Here is a 17228-nt window from a genome sequence, read left to right as displayed (position 1 = left end):
AGCGGCTTTGCGACACGAAAAGAGACTGACTTATGGCGAACTGGCAATCCATTGACGAACTGCATGATATTTCCGCAGATTTACCGCGCTTCACAAAGGCGTTCACAGAACTTGCCACCCGTCTTGGTCTGGATATCGTGCCGCTTGAGGCGGATCACATTTCCTTACGCTGCCACCAGAATGCCACCGCCGAGCGCTGGCGTCGCGGGTTTGAACAGTGCGGCGAGTTGCTCTCTGAGAACATCATCAATGGACGCCCCATTTGTCTGTTCAAACTGCATGAGCCGGTGAACGTGGCGCACTGGCAGTTCACCGTGGTTGAACTGCCGTGGCCGGGCGAGAAACGCTATCCGCACGAAGGCTGGGAGCATATCGAAATCGTCCTGCCGGGTGAGCCGGAAACGTTGAACGCGCGCGCCCTGGCCCTGCTGTCAGACGACGGGTTAAGCAAGCCGGGGATTTTTGTGAAGACGAGTTCACCCAAAGGCGAGCGCGAGCGTCTGCCTAACCCGACGCTGGCCGTGACGGACGGGCAGGTGACCGTGAAATTTCATCCCTGGACCATTGAGCAGATCGTTGCCAGCGAAGCCTGAGAGTTGTGATTCGTCGCTGAGACACGAAACGAGAGGCGTGCCATGATGGCGCGTTAAGCTGATTTTAAGGAGAAGCAGATGGCGCTGCTGGAGATTTGTTGTTACAGCGTGGCGTGTGCCGTAACGGCGCAACAGATGGGAGCTGACCGGATTGAGCTATGCGCCGCCCCGAAAGAAGGGGGGTTAACGCCTTCATACGGCGTGTTGAAGTCTGCCCGCCAGGCCGTCACCATCCCGGTCCACCCGATTATTCGCCCTCGCGGCGGCGATTTTTGTTACACGGCGGGCGAGTTCAGTGCCATGCTTGAAGATATCGCCCTTGTTCGCGACCTGGGGTTCCCAGGCCTGGTGACCGGCCTGCTTGATGAAGACGGACATGTCGACCTGCCGCGGATGCGTAAGGTAATGGACGCCGCGAAAGGAATGGCCGTCACATTTCATCGTGCGTTTGATATGTGCAAAGATCCCCTGCAAGCATTTGATACGCTTGCCGAACTTGGCGTGGCGCGCGTCCTGACATCGGGACAGCAGTCTTCGGCGGAAAAAGGTCTGCAATTAATTACGGAACTAAAAGCACATTCCGGTGTTCCAATAATAATGGCGGGTGCGGGAGTCCGTGCCAGCAATCTGGAACGGTTTTTAAACGCCGGGGTGGAAGAGCTTCACAGCTCTGCGGGGAAATGGATACCTTCACCCATGCGTTATCGCAATACAGGGCTGTCAATGTCGACGGATGCTGAAGCGGATGAATATTCTCGCTACGGCGTAGAGGGAGAGTCGGTTGCGGAAATGAAGTCGCTGATTGAGCGTCATCACGTGTAGCAACGTACCGATTTTTACCGCGCATCATGTCGCCCAATATGATGCTTGCTTGTACCAGGCCCCTGCAATTTCAACAGGGGCCTTTTTTTATCCCCTCACCCCACAGGGGAGAGGGAAAAACTACGGCTTGGTCGCAATCAACACCGCACGCATCGGTGCAGGATAGCCTTCAACGGTTTTGCTGTGGTCGGCCGGGTCGAGGAACTGCTCCAGCGATTCGGTGATCATCCAGTCGGTGCGGCGCTGCTCTTCGATAGACGTTACGCAAACATCGGCAATGCGCACATCCACAAATCCGCATTTCTCCAGCCAGTTTTTCAGCGCCAGCGCGGACGGGATGAAGTAAACGTTGCGCATCTGCGCGTAGCGATCGCCCGGCACCAGAACCGCATGCTCATCGCCTTCAATCACCAGCGTTTCCAGCACCAGCTCGCCGCCGCTGACCAGCTGATCTTTGAGCTGCCACAGGTGTTCAAGTGGGGAACGACGATGATACAGCACGCCCATTGAGAAGACTGTATCGAACGCTTTCAGGGCAGGGAGCTGCTCGATGCCCAGCGGCAGCAGGTGCGCGCGCTGGTCGTTGCCGAGCAGTTTTCGCACCGCCTCAAACTGGCACAGGAAGAGCTGCATCGGGTCGATGCCGACCGCCAGATGGGCTCCCGCGCCAATCATGCGCCACATGTGGTAACCGCTGCCGCAGCCTACGTCCAGAATGGTGCGCCCGGTCAGGTCGGAAAGGTGCGGCAGTACGCGATCCCACTTCCAGTCTGAACGCCACTCGGTATTGATGTTCACGCCGTACAGCGAGAACGGCCCTTTGCGCCACGGCATTAAATTACGCATCAGCGTTTCGATGCGGTTGATCTGCCCGGCAGGGAGCGGCTCTGCGCTTTCCGCCGTCACGCTGTGCAGTAAATCCAGACGATGCGGCGTCAGCTCCGGCAGATACTCCACGGCATTTGACCACTGCTTTAACAGGCCGTGCTGCTGATCGCGCTGCCAGGCGGCAATCTGCGCCGGCAGGGTCTCCAGCCAGTGGGAAAGATGGTTTTTAGCAATCAGCTGATAAAAGTTGCTGAATTCAATCATGCGGCATCCCCGGCTTTTAGCGCCACCAGAGAGCCAAAGTTAAAGCACTGGAACCACAGTTCGCTGTGCTCAAAACCGGCTTTGTGCAGGCGCGCTTTATGGGTTTCCACGGAGTCCGTCAGCATCACGTTTTCCAGCATGCTGCGCTTCTGGCTGATCTCCAGCTCGCTGTAGCCGTTCGCCCGTTTGAAATCGTGGTGCATGTTGAACAGCAGCTCGCCTACTTTGGCATCCTCAAAGCTGAATTTCTCAGAAAGCACCAGCGCGCCGCCGGGATTCAGCCCCTGGTAAATTTTGTCCAGCAGCAGCTGGCGATCTTCAGGCACCAGGAACTGCAGGGTAAAATTCAGCACTACCATCGAGGCGTTGTTAATCTCGATCTCGCGGATATCGCCTTCCACCACGTCCACCGGAACGGGCGCTTTGTACGCGTCAATATGGCGACGGCAGCGTTCCACCATGGCCGGGGAGTTATCGACGGCAATGATTCGGCAGCCATCGTGATGAATGTTACGACGTACCGACAGCGTTGCCGCGCCGAGCGAGCAGCCCAGGTCATAGACCTGCGTACCGGGTTGAACGAAGCGCTCAGCCAGCATACCGATCATAGAGATAATATTGGAATAACCGGGTACAGAGCGCTGGATCATATCCGGGAAGACTTCGGCTACCCGTTCATCGAAGGTCCAGTCGCCCAGGCTGGCGATAGGCGCGGAAAAAAGCGTGTCGCGATCTGACATAACGTAAAAATCCGGGAAAAATAAAGTGGCGTATTGTGCGCTAATGGAGGGAGAAAACCAACTCCCACGGCATATACCACAGGTTAGCCAGCACCATCAGCAAAAGCGAACACCAGGTCGCGCTCATGCCGGAACGACGCCAGCGGAATAAACGGTGGTGAAAGCCGTAATAATGCATTAACCGGCCGGCAATAAGCATCAGACCACAAATATGCACCATCCAGGTTTCCGCGCCATTCATCTCCATAAACAGCAGCAGGATGAGAGCAACGGGGATGTATTCCACCGCATTACCGTGAATGCGAATAGCGCTTTGCAGTTCGGAGAAACCGCCGTCGCCGTAAGAGACGCGGTACTGCATCCTGAGGCGCACAACATCAAACGAAAATTTAATCAGCAGTAATGCACCTAACACCGCATACAGCGCGCTGACCATACTAACTCCCTGTTTTTGGCAGATGGCACTTCACTATGATAGGGGGTGATATCAGAAAAGAGAAGATTGTTGTGGGATGGAAGGGGCGCTGCCCACGGACGGCACCGCGGCCTGCAAGGCCTGCCACAGAGCATCGACCAGTTCGGGCGCCTGAGCAATATCCGGCGTGTGCAAAAAGAGGTACGGCGTGGTGGTGTGCTCCCAGCTCGCGAGTTTTTGCAGCCAGACGGCGAACATCGCCTGATTTTGCTGCATATTGTCGCTGCCGATGAACCTGACCATCGGGTTCTGTGCGGTCACGATGGCGTGGACCGGCACTTTCGGTTTTTTACGCTGGGCTTCAACGATGGCCTCGTTATGCGGTACCGCGCTGTGCACCGGACGACTGTCGAGGATCACCCGGTTAACGGAACGATCCAGCAGGCCGCGGTTAAGCGCTTTTTCGGCTTCGCCTTTCGCAAAGAAGTCCTGATGTCGGACTTCCACGCCGTAGGTGAATTCGCGGGGCAGGGCGTCCAGGAACTGCCACAGGGCGGGCAGATCGCGCGGGCCAAACGTGGCGGGAAGCTGGAGCCAGTATTGTCCAATTCGGTTCGCCAGCGGCGACATGCGCGCGAAAAATTCTTCCGTTAAGTCCCCGCAGTTGCGCAGCGCGGCCTGGTGGGAAATGGTCGCCGGAAACTTAAAGCAGAAACGGAAATCGTCCGTTGTTTGCTCCCGCCAGCGTTCGACTATCTCGGCTTTGGGCAGTGCATACAGCGTGGTGTTACCCTCGACGCAGTTAAAGTGTCGGGCATACTCTTCAAGGCTGGTAATGCCCAGGCGCACCCATTTCGGGTGCGACCACTGGGGCAGGCCCACGTACATCATAGCGCGCTTAAAATCTCATCCGTGCTGCGCACGCGTCCGATGCGCGGGAAGATATGGGTCATGCTGCCCTGATGCTGCTCCGCGGAAGCCGCGCTGCAGGCATCTTCAGCAATCACCAGATTAAAGCCCAGCTCCCAGGCGTTACGGGCTGTCGATTCCACGCCGATGTTGGTGGATATGCCGCACAGAATAATGGTGTCGATACCGCGGCGGCGAAGCTGCAGCTCAAGGTCGGTCCCGTAGAACGCGCCCCACTGGCGTTTAGTTACTTCGATATCGCTGTCGCGTTTGCCCAGCGACACCGGGTACGTCCACCAGTTTTCCGGCAGGGCATGCGCGGGCGCCTGGGCATCAACGGGCTGTTTTAACGCCTCGGCGAAATCAGCGGACCAGCCGACGCGCACCATGACCACAGTGGCACCGCTGGCGCGGCACTTCTCGGCCAGGCGAGCGGCGCGGCTGACGACTTCGTCCGCTGCGTGTGGGCCACCGGCGAAGGGCAGGATCCCTTCCTGTAAATCAATCACAACAAGCGCGGTTTTGCGGGCATCAAGTGTTAACATCGTCACTCCAGGTAAATTAATCACTTCCGTAACACCTTACGACGTGATGACCTGTTATCGGTCGGATAATTTTGTTAATTTTTGTGAGAATGCGCAATAAGAGTGCAGCAAACGACCGTCTGGCGGTGGTTCGCTCTTATCGTCCGGCGGAATTTCCAGTATAATAGCCGCCTTTTTTCATCCAGTTGTGACATACAGAAAGCTGCGACATAGTAGCCTGCATACCAGGCGACATTTAGCCTGCGGCTAATTAAGGGATATCTCATGCGTACAGAATATTGCGGGCAGCTGCGTCAGTCCCACGTCGGACAGCAGGTCACCCTGTGTGGTTGGGTCAACCGTCGTCGTGATCTTGGTAGCCTTATCTTCATCGATATGCGCGACCGTGAAGGTATCGTTCAGGTGTTCTTCGACCCGGATCGCGCAGATGCGCTGAAGCTGGCCTCTGAGCTGCGTAATGAGTTCTGCATTCAGGTCACCGGCACCGTGCGTGCGCGTGACGAGAAAAACGTTAACGCAGACATGGCGACGGGCGCTATCGAAGTGCTGGCGTCCGATCTGGTTATCATCAACCGTGCCGAAGCGCTGCCGCTGGACTCCAACCACGTCAACACTGAAGAAGCGCGTCTGAAATACCGCTACCTGGATCTGCGTCGTCCGGAAATGGCTCAGCGCCTGAAAACCCGTGCGAAAATCACCAGCCTGGTGCGTCGCTTTATGGATGACCACGGTTTCCTCGATATTGAAACCCCGATGCTGACCAAAGCCACGCCGGAAGGCGCGCGCGATTACCTGGTGCCATCCCGCGTTCATAAAGGCAAATTCTACGCGCTGCCGCAGTCACCGCAGCTGTTCAAACAGCTGCTGATGATGTCCGGCTTCGACCGCTATTATCAAATCGTTAAGTGCTTCCGCGACGAAGACCTGCGCGCTGACCGTCAGCCAGAATTTACCCAGATCGATGTTGAGACTTCCTTCATGACCGCCGAACAGGTGCGTGAAGTGATGGAAGCGCTGGTGCGTAGCCTGTGGAACGACGTGAAGGGCGTTGAGCTGGGCGATTTCCCGATCATGACCTTCGCCGAAGCGGAACGTCGCTACGGCTCCGACAAACCAGACCTGCGTAACCCGATGGAGCTGGTGGACGTGGCTGACCTGGTGAAATCCGTTGAGTTCGCGGTATTCGCGGGACCGGCTAACGATCCGAAAGGCCGCGTGGCTGCCCTGCGCGTACCGGGCGGCGCGGCGCTGAGCCGTAAGCAGATTGATGACTACGGCAACTTTATTAAGATCTACGGCGCGAAAGGTCTGGCCTATATTAAAGTGACCGAGCGTGCGAAAGGTCTGGAAGGGGTCACCAGCCCGGTGGCGAAATTCCTGAACGCGGACATCGTGGAAGCGATCCTTGAGCGCACCGGTGCGCAGGACGGCGACATGATCTTCTTCGGCGCAGACAACAAGAAAGTCGTTGCGGATGCGATGGGCGCGCTGCGTCTGAAGCTCGGCAAAGACCTGAACCTGACCGACGAAAGCAAATGGGCGCCGCTGTGGGTTATCGACTTCCCGATGTTTGAAGACGACGGTGAAGGCGGCCTGACCGCGATGCACCACCCGTTCACCTCGCCAAAAGAGATGACGGCGGCAGAGCTGAAAGCGGCGCCGGAAGAGGCAGTGGCAAACGCTTATGACATGGTTATCAACGGCTATGAAGTGGGCGGCGGTTCCGTGCGTATTCACAGCGGTGAAATGCAGCAGACCGTGTTCGGCATTCTGGGTATTAACGAGCAGGAGCAGCGCGAGAAGTTTGGCTTCCTGCTGGACGCCCTGAAGTACGGCACGCCTCCGCACGCGGGTCTGGCCTTCGGTCTCGACCGTCTGACCATGCTGCTGACCGGCACCGATAACATTCGTGACGTTATCGCCTTCCCGAAAACCACTGCCGCAGCGTGTCTGATGACCGAAGCGCCAAGCTTTGCCAACCCGGCAGCGCTGGCCGAACTGGGCATTGAAGTGGTGAAGAAGGAAGAGAAAAACTGATATGGCATATAAGCTTCCCGTTTCTGTCCTGGTGGTCATTTATGCAGAAGACACGAAGCGGGTGCTGATGTTGCAGCGGCGCGACGATCCTGATTTCTGGCAGTCGGTTACCGGCAGCCTGGAAGAGGGGGAGACCGCGCCGCAGGCCGCCGCGCGTGAAGTAAAGGAAGAGGTCACCATTGACGTTGCTCATGAGCAACTGACCCTGAAGGACTGTCAGCGCACGGTGGAGTTTGAAATTTTTAGCCATTTACGTCATCGCTATGCGCCGGGCATTGAGCGCAACACGGAGTCGTGGTTCTGTCTCGCGCTCCCCCATGAGCGGGAGATCGTGTTTACCGAACACCTGAACTACCGCTGGGTGAACGCGGCGGATGCCGCCGCACTGACCAAGTCGTGGAGCAACCGGCAGGCGATTGAAGAATTTGTAATTAACGCGGCCTGAGAAGGCGCGATTTTTGGAGAACTTTTTATGGCAGGTCATAGTAAGTGGGCCAACACCAAACACCGTAAAGCGGCACAGGATGCCAAGCGCGGTAAGATCTTTACCAAAATCATTCGCGAGCTGGTGACAGCAGCGCGTCTGGGCGGCGGCGACCCGGCTTCTAACCCACGCCTGCGCGCGGCGGTAGATAAAGCGCTGTCTAACAACATGACGCGTGACACCCTGAACCGTGCTATCGCACGCGGCGTGGGCGGTGATGAAGACGCGAACATGGAAACCATCATTTATGAAGGTTACGGCCCTGGCGGTACTGCGGTGATGGTTGAATGCCTGTCTGACAACCGTAACCGTACCGTTGCGGAAGTGCGCCACGCGTTCACCAAAACCGGTGGCAACCTGGGCACTGACGGCTCCGTAGCTTACCTGTTCAGCAAAAAAGGCGTCATCTCTTTCGAGAAAGGCGACGAAGATGCGATCATGGAAGCGGCGTTAGAAGCGGGTGCGGAAGACGTGGTGACCTACGATGATGGTGCCATTGACGTCTACACCGCGTGGGAAGAGATGGGTGCCGTGCGCGATGCGCTGGAAGCGGCGGGCCTGAAAGCGGACAACGCTGAAGTCTCCATGATCCCGTCCACCAAAGCGGATATGGATGCAGAAACCGCACCGAAACTGCTGCGTCTGATCGACATGCTCGAAGACTGCGACGACGTGCAGGAAGTGTACCACAACGGTGAAATCTCTGATGAGGTTGCAGCGACTCTCTGATGAGAGCCTGTAAACCGTTTACGGGAGACGCGTGATGTCGATTATCCTCGGGATTGACCCCGGCTCGCGCGTCACCGGGTATGGCGTTATCCGTCAGGTGGGACGCCAGCTAACCTACCTCGGCAGTGGATGCATTCGCACCAAAGTGGACGATCTGCCGTCGCGCCTCAAGCTTATTTATGCGGGCGTATCGGAGATCATCACCCAGTTTCAGCCAGACTATTTCGCCATTGAGCAGGTCTTTATGGCGAAGAACGCGGATTCGGCGCTGAAGCTCGGTCAGGCGCGTGGGGTGGCCATCGTGGCTGCGGTGAACCAGGATTTGCCGGTATTCGAATACGCCGCGCGCCAGGTTAAGCAGACGGTGGTGGGCATCGGTAGCGCGGAGAAGAGCCAGGTGCAGCACATGGTGCGCACCCTGCTGAAGCTTCCCGCGAACCCGCAGGCCGACGCCGCCGATGCGCTGGCGATTGCAATTACCCACTGCCACGTCAGCCAGAACGCGATGCAAATGAGCGAGTCGCGGCTCAATCTGGCGCGAGGCAGGTTACGATAATCAGAAATCAGGCTGGATAAACATCCAGCCTTTTTTTATTATGTCGGCAGTTAATTTCTCCCAGAACGCAGGAGCGTCACGTGATAGGCAGACTCAGAGGCATCATCATTGAAAAACAACCCCCGTTAGTGCTGCTGGAAGTGGGTGGCGTGGGCTATGAAGTCCATATGCCGATGACCTGCTTCTACGAGCTGCCGGACGCGGGCAAAGAGGCGATTGTCTTTACCCAGTTTGTGGTGCGTGAAGACGCTCAGCTGCTGTACGGCTTTAACAACAAGCAGGAACGCACCCTGTTTCGCGAGCTGATTAAAACCAACGGTGTGGGGCCTAAGCTGGCGCTGGCGATTTTGTCCGGCATGTCCGCTCCGCAGTTTGTGAATGCCGTTGAGCGCGAAGATCCCGCGGCGCTGGTTAAGCTTCCGGGCATTGGTAAGAAAACCGCAGAGCGTCTGATAGTTGAGATGAAAGACCGCTTTAAAGGTCTGCACGGCGATCTGTTCACTCCGGCTGCCGATTTGGTTCTGACTGCTCCGGGTGCGCCTGCCTCTGATGATGACGCCGAGCAGGAAGCGGTTGCCGCGCTGGTGGCGCTGGGCTATAAACCTCAGGAGGCCAGCCGGATGGTGAGCAAAATTGCCAAACCGGACGCCAGCAGTGAAACTCTGATTCGTGAAGCGCTGCGCGCTGCATTGTGAGGTAAAGGATGATTGAAGCAGACCGCCTGGTATCGGCAGGCACCCTTCAGGCAGAAGACGTGGTGGATCGTGCGATCCGCCCGAAGCTGCTTGATGAGTACATCGGCCAGCCGCAGGTACGTTCCCAGATGGAGATTTTCATCCAGGCGGCAAAGCTGCGCGGCGATGCGCTCGATCACCTGCTGATTTTTGGCCCGCCGGGATTAGGGAAAACTACCCTGGCGAATATCGTCGCCAATGAAATGGGCGTCAACCTGCGTACCACCTCCGGCCCGGTGCTGGAGAAAGCGGGCGATCTGGCGGCGATGCTGACCAACCTTGAACCGCATGATGTGCTGTTTATCGATGAGATCCACCGCCTGTCACCGGTGGTGGAGGAAGTGCTCTATCCGGCGATGGAAGATTACCAGCTGGATATCATGATCGGCGAAGGCCCGGCCGCGCGCTCCATCAAAATCGATCTGCCGCCGTTTACCCTGATTGGCGCCACGACCCGCGCCGGGTCGTTGACCTCTCCGCTGCGCGACCGCTTTGGCATCGTTCAGCGTCTGGAGTTTTATCAGGTACCCGATCTTCAGCATATCGTGGGGCGCAGCGCGCGCTACATGGGGCTGGATATGAGCGAAGAGGGGGCATATGAAGTGGCGAAACGTTCCCGCGGTACGCCGCGTATTGCCAACCGCCTGCTGCGCCGCGTGCGTGACTTTGCTGAAGTGAAGCACGATGGTTCGATTTCCGCCGAGATCGCCGCCCAGGCACTGGATATGCTGAACGTCGATGCTGAAGGCTTTGACTATATGGACCGCAAACTGCTGCTGGCGGTGCTGGACAAGTTCTTCGGTGGCCCGGTCGGGCTGGATAACCTGGCGGCGGCAATTGGCGAAGAGCGTGAGACGATCGAAGATGTGCTGGAGCCGTATCTGATCCAGCAGGGCTTCTTACAGCGTACCCCACGTGGTCGTATGGCGACGGTGCGGGCGTGGAATCATTTCGGTATTACGCCGCCCGCGATGCCGTAAGTAGCGATAAATGGTAGCCCCGGTAAGCGAAGCGCCACCGGGGACATGCTCACTACTGCGCGGTCTTTTTCATCATACTGAAAACAAACAACACCGCCGCGCTCAAGACCACCGACGGCCCTGCTGGCGTGTCATAAAACGCCGAAAAGGTTAACCCGCCCGTGACGGCGATCATCCCGATAACCACCGCGATACCGGCCATCTGCTCTGGCGTACGTGCAAAACGGCGCGCCGTGGCGGCAGGGATGATCAGCAGCGATGTTATAATCAGCGCGCCGACAAACTTCATTGCGACACCAATCGTTAACGCCGTCACCAGCATCAGCAGCAGCTTCACGCGCTGCAGCTTCACGCCGTCGACAAACGCCAGATCCGGGCTGACGGTCATTGCCAGTAAATTCCGCCACTGCCACAGCAGAATACCCAGTACCACCACCACGCCAATGGCGATCGCGATGAGATCGTCAGGCGTTACGGCCAGCAGATCGCCGAACAGGTAGGCCATCAGGTCAACGCGGATATTTGACATCAGGCTAACAACGACCAGACCCAGCGACAGCGCGCTGTGCGCCATGATGCCAAGCAGCGTATCAATCGCGAGGTGAGGGCGCTTCTCCAGCCAGACCAGACCGGCTGCCAACAGCAGCGTGACCACAATTACCGCGTAAAAGGGATTCACATCCAGCAGCAAACCAAAGGCAACGCCCAGCAGCGACGCATGCGCCAGGGTATCACCGAAGTAAGACATTCTGCGCCACACCACAAACGAGCCGAGTGGGCCTGCGGCGCAGGCAAGCATAACCCCGGCCAGCCAGCCGGGCAGTAACAGTTCAATCATGAGTGTCCATTTCCCCGACGCAGAACGATTCGTCCCTGCAAATCATGGCGGTGATTATGATGATGGCGATAAATGCCAAGCTGTTCAGCGCCGCGAGGGCCGAACATGGAGATAAATTCCGGGTGCATTGAGACCACTTCAGGCGTGCCGGAACAGCAAATGTGATGGTTGAGACATAGCACTTCGTCGGTTTTCGCCATCACCAGATGCAGGTCATGGGAGACCATCAGCACGGCGCAGTTCAGTTCGCGGCGCAGCTGGTCGATCAAATCATAAAGCGCGACCTGACCATTGACGTCCACGCCCTGGGTTGGCTCATCCAGCACCAGCAGCTGCGGGCTGCTCAGCAGCGCACGGGCCAGCAAAACGCGCTGCGTCTCACCGCCGGACAGCTTCTGCAACGGCGCGTCGATAAGGTGGCCCGCCTGTACGCGCTTCAGCGCCGGGAGAATATCGGCTTTTCGCGTGCCCGGACGCAGACGCAGAAAACGATTTACCGTCAGCGGCAGGGTGGCGTCCAGATGTAATTTTTGCGGCACATAGCCGATCCGCAATTTTTCCTCGCGCGTGATTACACCTTCATCCGGTGTAACCAGACCCAGCACCACGCGCACCAGAGTGGATTTACCTGCGCCATTGGGGCCGAGCAGCGTCAGAATTTTTCCAGGCTTGAGATCCAGCGATACGTCAGAGAGGACGCGGCGCTGGCCAAAGGAGACCGAAATATTGTCGAGAGAAACCAGAGTCGTCATGTCAATTTAAGCTTGAAGAAGTCAACGAATGTTATAATATCACATTCCACGCATTCACTACGATGATTAGTCGCATTATGTTACATAAAAATACGCTTCTTTTCGCAGCATTATCCGCTGCCCTTTGGGGAACAACCGCACAAGATGTTAACGCCGCCGTTGTTGCTTCGCTTAAACCGCTTGGATTCATCGCGTCGGCCATTGCCGATGGGGTAACGGAAACCCAGGTTCTGCTCCCTGACGGGGCCTCAGAGCATGACTATTCTCTGCGTCCGTCTGATGTAAAACGCTTACAAAACGCAGACTTAGTTGTCTGGATTGGTCCGGAGATGGAAGCATTCATGCAGAAATCCGCCAAACAGATTGCTGATGAAAAACAGGTCGCGATTGCCGGGCTTTCCGGCGTGAAACCGTTGCTCATGAAAGGGGCGGATGATGACGGTGACGAACATGACCATCACGCTGCAGAGGGTGAAAAAGGTGATGGAGATCACCATCACGGCGAGTACAACATGCATCTCTGGCTATCCCCAGAGATAGCGCGGCTTTCAGCGGTTGCAATCCATGACAAATTAGTGGAACTTATGCCGCAAAGTCGAGCCAAACTAGACGCCAACCTGAAGGATTTTGAGGCACAATTAGCCGCAACCGATAAGCAGGTAGGTAATGAGCTCGCACCGTTGAAAGGAAAAGGGTATTTCGTTTTTCATGACGCCTACGGCTACTACGAAAAACACTACGGCCTGACCCCGCTTGGGCACTTTACCGTCAACCCTGAAATTCAACCTGGTGCGCAGCGTTTACATGAAATCAGAACACAGCTGGTTGAGCAGAAAGCGACATGCGTTTTTGCTGAGCCACAGTTCAGGCCAGCGGTCGTAGAAGCCGTGGCCAGGGGAACATCCGTGCGCATGGGAACCCTTGACCCGCTAGGTACGAATATCCAGTTGAGCAAAGCGAGCTATTCGCAGTTCCTCAGCCAACTGGCGAACCAGTATGCGAGCTGCCTGAAAGGAGATTAACGAGGAAGTGAATACGTGCAACAGATAGCCCGCTCTGTCGCCCTGGCATTTAACAATCTGCCTCGACCCCACCGCGTTATGCTGGGGTCGCTTACAGTTCTCACCTTAGCGGTCGCCGTCTGGCGGCCCTATGTTTACCACCCGAGTTCTGCCCCTATCATTAAAACCATCGAGCTTGAAAAGAGCGAGATCCGCTCTTTGCTGCCTGAAGCCAGCGAGCCTATCGACCAGGCCGCTCAGGAAGATGAAGCTATCCCTCAGGATGAACTGGACGATAAAACCGAGAACGAAGCGGGGATCCACGAATACGTTGTCTCTACCGGTGACACGCTGAGCAGCGTGCTCAACCAGTACGGTATCGACATGGGCAATATCAGCCAGCTGGCCGCTGCGGATAAAGACCTGCGTAACCTGAAAATCGGGCAACAGCTCTCCTGGACATTAACGGCGGATGGCGATCTTCAGCGTTTGACCTGGGAAATGTCCCGCCGCGAAACCCGCACCTATGACCGCACTGCAAACGGTTTCAAAATGACCAGTGAAATGCAGAAAGGCGACTGGGTTAACAGCGTGATGAAAGGTACCGTGGGCGGAAGCTTTGTTTCCAGCGCCCGTGATGCGGGCCTGACCAGCGGTGAAATCAGCGCGGTGATCAAAGCCATGCAGTGGCAGATGGATTTCCGTAAGCTGAAGAAAGGCGATGAGTTTTCCGTCCTGATGTCCCGCGAAATGCTGGACGGCAAGCGCGAGCAGAGCCAGCTGCTGGGGGTGCGTCTGCGCTCCGAGGGAAAAGATTACTACGCCATTCGCGCTGAAGACGGCAAGTTCTATGACCGTAGCGGTACGGGCCTTGCAAAAGGCTTCCTGCGTTTCCCGACGGCGAAACAGTTCCGCGTCTCCTCTAACTTTAACCCGCGTCGTCTGAACCCGGTTACCGGGCGCGTTGCGCCTCACCGCGGGGTAGACTTCGCGATGCCGCAGGGCACGCCGGTGCTGTCCGTTGGCGATGGCGAAGTGGTGATGGCAAAACGCAGCGGTGCTGCGGGCTATTACGTGGCTATCCGTCACGGTCGTACCTATACCACCCGCTATATGCACCTGCGCAAGCTGCTGGTCAAACCGGGGCAGAAAGTGAAACGCGGCGACCGTATCGCGCTCTCCGGCAACACCGGACGCTCTACGGGCCCGCATCTGCACTATGAAGTGTGGATCAACCAGCAGGCCGTGAACCCGCTGACGGCCAAACTGCCGCGCACCGAAGGCCTGACAGGTAAAGATCGTTCCGATTACCTGGCGCAGGCGAGAGAGGTGATACCGCAGCTGAGCTTAAACTAAGCTCTCTGTTTTGTGAAAAAAGCCGGTGTCAGCATGCGCCGGCTTTTTCTTTTGTGCGTGGGCGACTGCCTCGCTACACTATCTGAATAATTTTTTGCGTCACCAGACCCTGGAACCAGCATGGAAACAAAAAAAAATAATATTGAATACATTCCTGAGTTTGAAAAATCCTTTCGACACCCGCGCAACTGGGGCGCCTGGCTGGGGGTTTACACCTTTGCGGGCATCGCTATGCTGCCTGCCGCGCTGCGCGATCCCGTACTGGGAAAAATTGGCCGTCTGGCCGGGCGCTTAGGTAAAAGCGCGCGTCGTCGTGCGCAGATCAACCTCTATTACTGTTTTCCTGAAAAAAGCGATGCCGAGCGCGAGGCCATCATCGACGCGATGTATACCACCGCACCGCAGGCCATGGCGATGATGGCGGAGCTGGCGCTGAAAGGACCGGAAAAAATCATCGACCGCGTTGACTGGAAAGGGCTGGAAATCATCGACGAAATGCGTCGCAATGATGAGAAGGTCATTTTCCTCGTGCCGCACGGCTGGGGCGTGGATATCCCGGCAATGCTGATGGCTTCCCAGGGGCAGAAAATGGCGGCGATGTTCCATAACCAGGGCAATAAAATCTACGATTTTGTCTGGAATACGGTACGTCGTCGTTTTGGCGGACGTTTGCATGCGCGTAACGACGGCATCAAGCCGTTTATTCAGTCGGTACGTCAGGGGTACTGGGGCTACTATCTGCCGGACCAGGACCACGGACCTGAGCACAGCGAGTTTGTCGACTTCTTTGCAACCTACAAAGCCACGCTCCCCGCCATTGGGCGCCTGATGAAGGTTTGCCGCGCCCGCGTGATCCCGCTCTTTCCGGTTTACGACGGTAAAACGCATCGTCTGAGCATTGAAGTCCGTCCGCCGATGGACGACCTGCTGACCGCGGACGATCGCACCATCGCGCGCCGCATGAACGAAGAGGTGGAGCTGCTGGTGGGGCCGCATACCGAACAGTACACGTGGATACTGAAGCTGCTGAAAACGCGGAAGCCGGGAGAGACGGAGCCCTATAAGCGTAAAGAGCTTTACCCGAGGAAATAGAAAACCTTCACCTTGCCCCTCTCCCCTTAGGGGAGAGGGGATCGGATCTTACTCTACGGTCAGTACGCGCGTGGTATTGGTTGAGCCGATGGTGCTCATCACGTCACCCTGCGTCACGATGACGATATCACCAGACACCAGGTAACCTTTATCGCGCAGCAGGTTTACGGCATCGTGCGCCGCGGCTACGCCGTCATTGGTGCTGTCGAAGTGTACCGGGGTAACACCGCGGTACAGCGCCGTCAGGTTCAGCGTACGCTCGTGGCGTGACATAGCGAAAATCGGCAGGCCGGAGCTGATGCGAGAGGTCATCAGCGCGGTGCGGCCAGATTCGGTCATGGTGATGATCGCCGTAACGCCTTTCAGATGGTTGGCCGCATACATGGCGGACATCGCAATCGCTTCTTCCACATTGTCGAACTGGATATCCAGGCGGTGCTTGGAGACGTTAATGCTTGGGATCTTCTCCGCGCCCAGGCAGACGCGCGCCATTGCGGCCACGGTTTCTGCCGGATACTGGCCTGCCGCGGTTTCCGCTGACAGCATCACCGCATCGGTACCGTCCAGCACGGCGTTAGCGACGTCCATGACTTCCGCACGGGTTGGCATTGGGTTGGTGATCATGGATTCCATCATCTGGGTGGCGGTGATCACCGCGCGGTTCAGCTGACGTGCGCGACGAATCAGCGCTTTCTGGATACCGACCAGTTCAGGGTCGCCGATTTCCACGCCCAGATCGCCACGGGCAACCATCACCACGTCAGAGGCGAGGATCACATCGTCCATCGCATCCTGATCGCACACGGCTTCCGCGCGTTCAACCTTAGCGACGATTTTGGCATCACAGCCTGCGTCACGGGCCAGACGGCGCGCATAGTTCAGATCTTCGCCACAGCGTGGGAAGGAGACCGCCAGGTAGTCAACACCGATCTGGGCCGCCGTTACGATATCCGCTTTGTCTTTGTCGGTCAGGGCTTCCGCAGAGAGGCCGCCGCCCAGTTTGTTGATGCCTTTATTGTTGGAGAGCGGACCGCCGACGGTGACTTCAGTGAACACCTTCATCCCCTGAACTTCCAGCACCTTCAGCTGGACGCGACCGTCGTCGAGCAGCAGGATATCGCCAGGTACCACATCAGCCGGCAGGCCTTTATAGTCGATCCCGACTTTCTCTTTATCGCCTTCGCCTTTGCCGAGGTTGGCATCCAGCAGGAATTTGTCGCCGATATTGAGGAAAACTTTACCTTCTTTAAAGGTTGATACACGAATTTTTGGACCCTGCAGGTCGCCGAGGATAGCGACGTGGCGGCCCAGCTTAGCGGCGATCTCACGCACTTTATCGGCACGCAATTTATGGTCTTCTGGCGTACCGTGAGAGAAGTTCATACGCACCACGTTGGCGCCAGCGGCGATAATCTTTTCGAGGTTATTATCGCGATCGGTGGCCGGGCCTAAGGTGGTGACGATCTTGGTTCTGCGAAGCCTTCTGGACATGTAATACTCCGTTGACTGAAACAACTTTGGTGTTGCGTGAACATTGAATCGGCCTTCATCTA

The 17228-nt window shown here is 56.9% G+C and carries 19 protein-coding genes; 11 read left to right on the top strand and 8 right to left on the bottom strand.

Annotated elements, in window-relative coordinates; genetic code table 11:
* Positions 1-32 precede the first annotated feature (32 nt).
* Together IM291_RS16015 and cutC are read left to right on the top strand one after the other, a co-directional pair.
* Positions 33-593, top strand: a complete 561-nt coding sequence (locus tag IM291_RS16015; protein ID WP_045260319.1) for a VOC family protein — start codon at positions 33-35, stop codon at positions 591-593.
* A 78-nt stretch (positions 594-671) separates the two neighbouring features.
* Positions 672-1415 (top strand): copper homeostasis protein CutC, encoded by a 744-nt coding sequence (cutC, locus tag IM291_RS16010; protein ID WP_028013633.1) that lies wholly within the window; start codon positions 672-674, stop codon positions 1413-1415.
* 120 nt (positions 1416-1535) lie between these two features.
* On the opposite strand, the gene cmoB is transcribed toward cutC, so the two are convergent.
* From cmoB to IM291_RS15985, 5 genes are read right to left on the bottom strand one after another with little or no spacing between them, the layout of a single operon-like run.
* Complete coding sequence (cmoB, locus tag IM291_RS16005) at positions 1536-2507, bottom strand: tRNA 5-methoxyuridine(34)/uridine 5-oxyacetic acid(34) synthase CmoB (protein WP_028013632.1); 972 nt, start codon at positions 2505-2507, stop codon at positions 1536-1538.
* Positions 2504-3247, bottom strand: coding sequence for a carboxy-S-adenosyl-L-methionine synthase CmoA (gene cmoA / locus IM291_RS16000; protein WP_045260318.1), 744 nt, complete (start codon positions 3245-3247; stop codon positions 2504-2506). The genes cmoB and cmoA overlap by 4 nt, the downstream gene beginning before the upstream one ends.
* A gap of 40 nt (positions 3248-3287) precedes the next feature.
* On the bottom strand, positions 3288-3683 hold the full coding sequence (locus IM291_RS15995) for an MAPEG family protein (protein ID WP_028013630.1): 396 nt from the start codon (positions 3681-3683) through the stop codon (positions 3288-3290).
* A 51-nt stretch (positions 3684-3734) separates the two neighbouring features.
* Positions 3735-4553, bottom strand: coding sequence for a DUF72 domain-containing protein (locus IM291_RS15990; RefSeq protein ID WP_192987286.1), 819 nt, complete (start codon positions 4551-4553; stop codon positions 3735-3737).
* A complete protein-coding gene (locus IM291_RS15985) occupies positions 4550-5116 on the bottom strand; it encodes a hydrolase (RefSeq protein ID WP_048998641.1) in 567 nt (188 codons plus the stop codon). Before IM291_RS15985 ends, IM291_RS15990 begins: the two co-directional genes overlap by 4 nt.
* A 264-nt stretch (positions 5117-5380) precedes the next feature.
* On the opposite strand from IM291_RS15985, the gene aspS reads away from it, so the two are divergent.
* From aspS to ruvB, 6 genes are all read left to right on the top strand, one after another.
* Complete coding sequence (gene aspS, locus IM291_RS15980; protein ID WP_192987284.1) at positions 5381-7153, top strand: aspartate--tRNA ligase; 1773 nt, start codon at positions 5381-5383, stop codon at positions 7151-7153.
* A 1-nt stretch (position 7154) separates the two neighbouring features.
* Entirely contained in the window at positions 7155-7598 is a 444-nt protein-coding gene (gene nudB / locus IM291_RS15975; RefSeq protein ID WP_059353978.1) for a dihydroneopterin triphosphate diphosphatase, read from the top strand.
* 27 nt (positions 7599-7625) lie between these two features.
* Positions 7626-8366 carry a YebC/PmpR family DNA-binding transcriptional regulator gene (locus IM291_RS15970; protein ID WP_003859747.1) on the top strand — a complete coding sequence of 247 codons (741 nt, stop codon included), beginning with the start codon at positions 7626-7628 and terminating at the stop codon, positions 8364-8366.
* Positions 8367-8400: 34 nt separating this feature from the next.
* The gene (gene ruvC / locus IM291_RS15965; protein ID WP_003859749.1) at positions 8401-8922 is read left to right on the top strand and encodes a crossover junction endodeoxyribonuclease RuvC; all 522 of its coding nucleotides are present in this window, start codon (positions 8401-8403) and stop codon (positions 8920-8922) included.
* 80 nt (positions 8923-9002) lie between these two features.
* Positions 9003-9617: a Holliday junction branch migration protein RuvA gene (ruvA, locus tag IM291_RS15960; protein WP_028013624.1), complete on the top strand. Its 615-nt coding sequence runs from the start codon at positions 9003-9005 to the stop codon at positions 9615-9617.
* A gap of 8 nt (positions 9618-9625) precedes the next feature.
* Positions 9626-10636, top strand: a complete 1011-nt coding sequence (gene ruvB / locus IM291_RS15955) for a Holliday junction branch migration DNA helicase RuvB (protein ID WP_028013623.1) — start codon at positions 9626-9628, stop codon at positions 10634-10636.
* Between the two features lie 52 nt (positions 10637-10688).
* On the opposite strand, the gene znuB is transcribed toward ruvB, so the two are convergent.
* On the bottom strand, positions 10689-11474 hold the full coding sequence (gene znuB / locus IM291_RS15950) for a zinc ABC transporter permease subunit ZnuB (protein ID WP_041909449.1): 786 nt from the start codon (positions 11472-11474) through the stop codon (positions 10689-10691).
* Positions 11471-12226, bottom strand: a complete 756-nt coding sequence (znuC, locus tag IM291_RS15945; RefSeq protein ID WP_028013621.1) for a zinc ABC transporter ATP-binding protein ZnuC — start codon at positions 12224-12226, stop codon at positions 11471-11473. The genes znuB and znuC overlap by 4 nt, the downstream gene beginning before the upstream one ends.
* A gap of 77 nt (positions 12227-12303) precedes the next feature.
* Here znuC and znuA point away from each other — a divergent pair, with 77 nt between their 5' ends.
* The 3 genes from znuA (at position 12304) to lpxM (ending at position 15675) form a co-directional block, all read left to right on the top strand.
* Entirely contained in the window at positions 12304-13248 is a 945-nt protein-coding gene (gene znuA / locus IM291_RS15940) for a zinc ABC transporter substrate-binding protein ZnuA (RefSeq protein WP_028013620.1), read from the top strand.
* 15 nt (positions 13249-13263) lie between these two features.
* Positions 13264-14583, top strand: coding sequence for a murein DD-endopeptidase MepM (gene mepM / locus IM291_RS15935; RefSeq protein WP_028013619.1), 1320 nt, complete (start codon positions 13264-13266; stop codon positions 14581-14583).
* 120 nt (positions 14584-14703) lie between these two features.
* A complete protein-coding gene (gene lpxM / locus IM291_RS15930) occupies positions 14704-15675 on the top strand; it encodes a lauroyl-Kdo(2)-lipid IV(A) myristoyltransferase (RefSeq protein WP_028013618.1) in 972 nt (323 codons plus the stop codon).
* Positions 15676-15723: 48 nt separating this feature from the next.
* Here the strand turns inward: lpxM and pyk are convergent, their stop codons facing one another.
* Complete coding sequence (gene pyk / locus IM291_RS15925) at positions 15724-17166, bottom strand: pyruvate kinase (protein WP_028013616.1); 1443 nt, start codon at positions 17164-17166, stop codon at positions 15724-15726.
* Positions 17167-17228 lie beyond the last annotated feature (62 nt).

It is taken from the genome of Enterobacter cloacae complex sp. P27C (assembly GCF_014895705.1).
Lineage (GTDB): Bacteria > Pseudomonadota > Gammaproteobacteria > Enterobacterales > Enterobacteriaceae > Enterobacter > Enterobacter bugandensis.
This window is presented reverse-complemented; position numbering and strand designations above follow the sequence as displayed.

Excerpts from the sequence above, each read along its gene's own strand:
- cmoB (WP_028013632.1), bottom strand. The coding sequence starts at position 2,507 with ATGATTGAATTCAGCAACTTTTATCAGCTGATTGCTAAAAACCATCTT.
- cutC (WP_028013633.1), top strand. The coding sequence starts at position 672 with ATGGCGCTGCTGGAGATTTGTTGTTACAGCGTGGCGTGTGCCGTAACG.
- ruvB (WP_028013623.1), top strand. The coding sequence starts at position 9,626 with ATGATTGAAGCAGACCGCCTGGTATCGGCAGGCACCCTTCAGGCAGAA.
- znuA (WP_028013620.1), top strand. The coding sequence starts at position 12,304 with ATGTTACATAAAAATACGCTTCTTTTCGCAGCATTATCCGCTGCCCTT.
- IM291_RS16015 (WP_045260319.1), top strand. The coding sequence starts at position 33 with ATGGCGAACTGGCAATCCATTGACGAACTGCATGATATTTCCGCAGAT.
- nudB (WP_059353978.1), top strand. The coding sequence starts at position 7,155 with ATGGCATATAAGCTTCCCGTTTCTGTCCTGGTGGTCATTTATGCAGAA.
- cmoA (WP_045260318.1), bottom strand. The coding sequence starts at position 3,247 with ATGTCAGATCGCGACACGCTTTTTTCCGCGCCTATCGCCAGCCTGGGC.
- ruvC (WP_003859749.1), top strand. The coding sequence starts at position 8,401 with ATGTCGATTATCCTCGGGATTGACCCCGGCTCGCGCGTCACCGGGTAT.
- IM291_RS15995 (WP_028013630.1), bottom strand. The coding sequence starts at position 3,683 with ATGGTCAGCGCGCTGTATGCGGTGTTAGGTGCATTACTGCTGATTAAA.
- znuB (WP_041909449.1), bottom strand. The coding sequence starts at position 11,474 with ATGATTGAACTGTTACTGCCCGGCTGGCTGGCCGGGGTTATGCTTGCC.
- IM291_RS15990 (WP_192987286.1), bottom strand. The coding sequence starts at position 4,553 with ATGATGTACGTGGGCCTGCCCCAGTGGTCGCACCCGAAATGGGTGCGC.
- IM291_RS15985 (WP_048998641.1), bottom strand. The coding sequence starts at position 5,116 with ATGTTAACACTTGATGCCCGCAAAACCGCGCTTGTTGTGATTGATTTA.
- aspS (WP_192987284.1), top strand. The coding sequence starts at position 5,381 with ATGCGTACAGAATATTGCGGGCAGCTGCGTCAGTCCCACGTCGGACAG.
- pyk (WP_028013616.1), bottom strand. The coding sequence starts at position 17,166 with ATGTCCAGAAGGCTTCGCAGAACCAAGATCGTCACCACCTTAGGCCCG.
- lpxM (WP_028013618.1), top strand. The coding sequence starts at position 14,704 with ATGGAAACAAAAAAAAATAATATTGAATACATTCCTGAGTTTGAAAAA.
- znuC (WP_028013621.1), bottom strand. The coding sequence starts at position 12,226 with ATGACGACTCTGGTTTCTCTCGACAATATTTCGGTCTCCTTTGGCCAG.
- IM291_RS15970 (WP_003859747.1), top strand. The coding sequence starts at position 7,626 with ATGGCAGGTCATAGTAAGTGGGCCAACACCAAACACCGTAAAGCGGCA.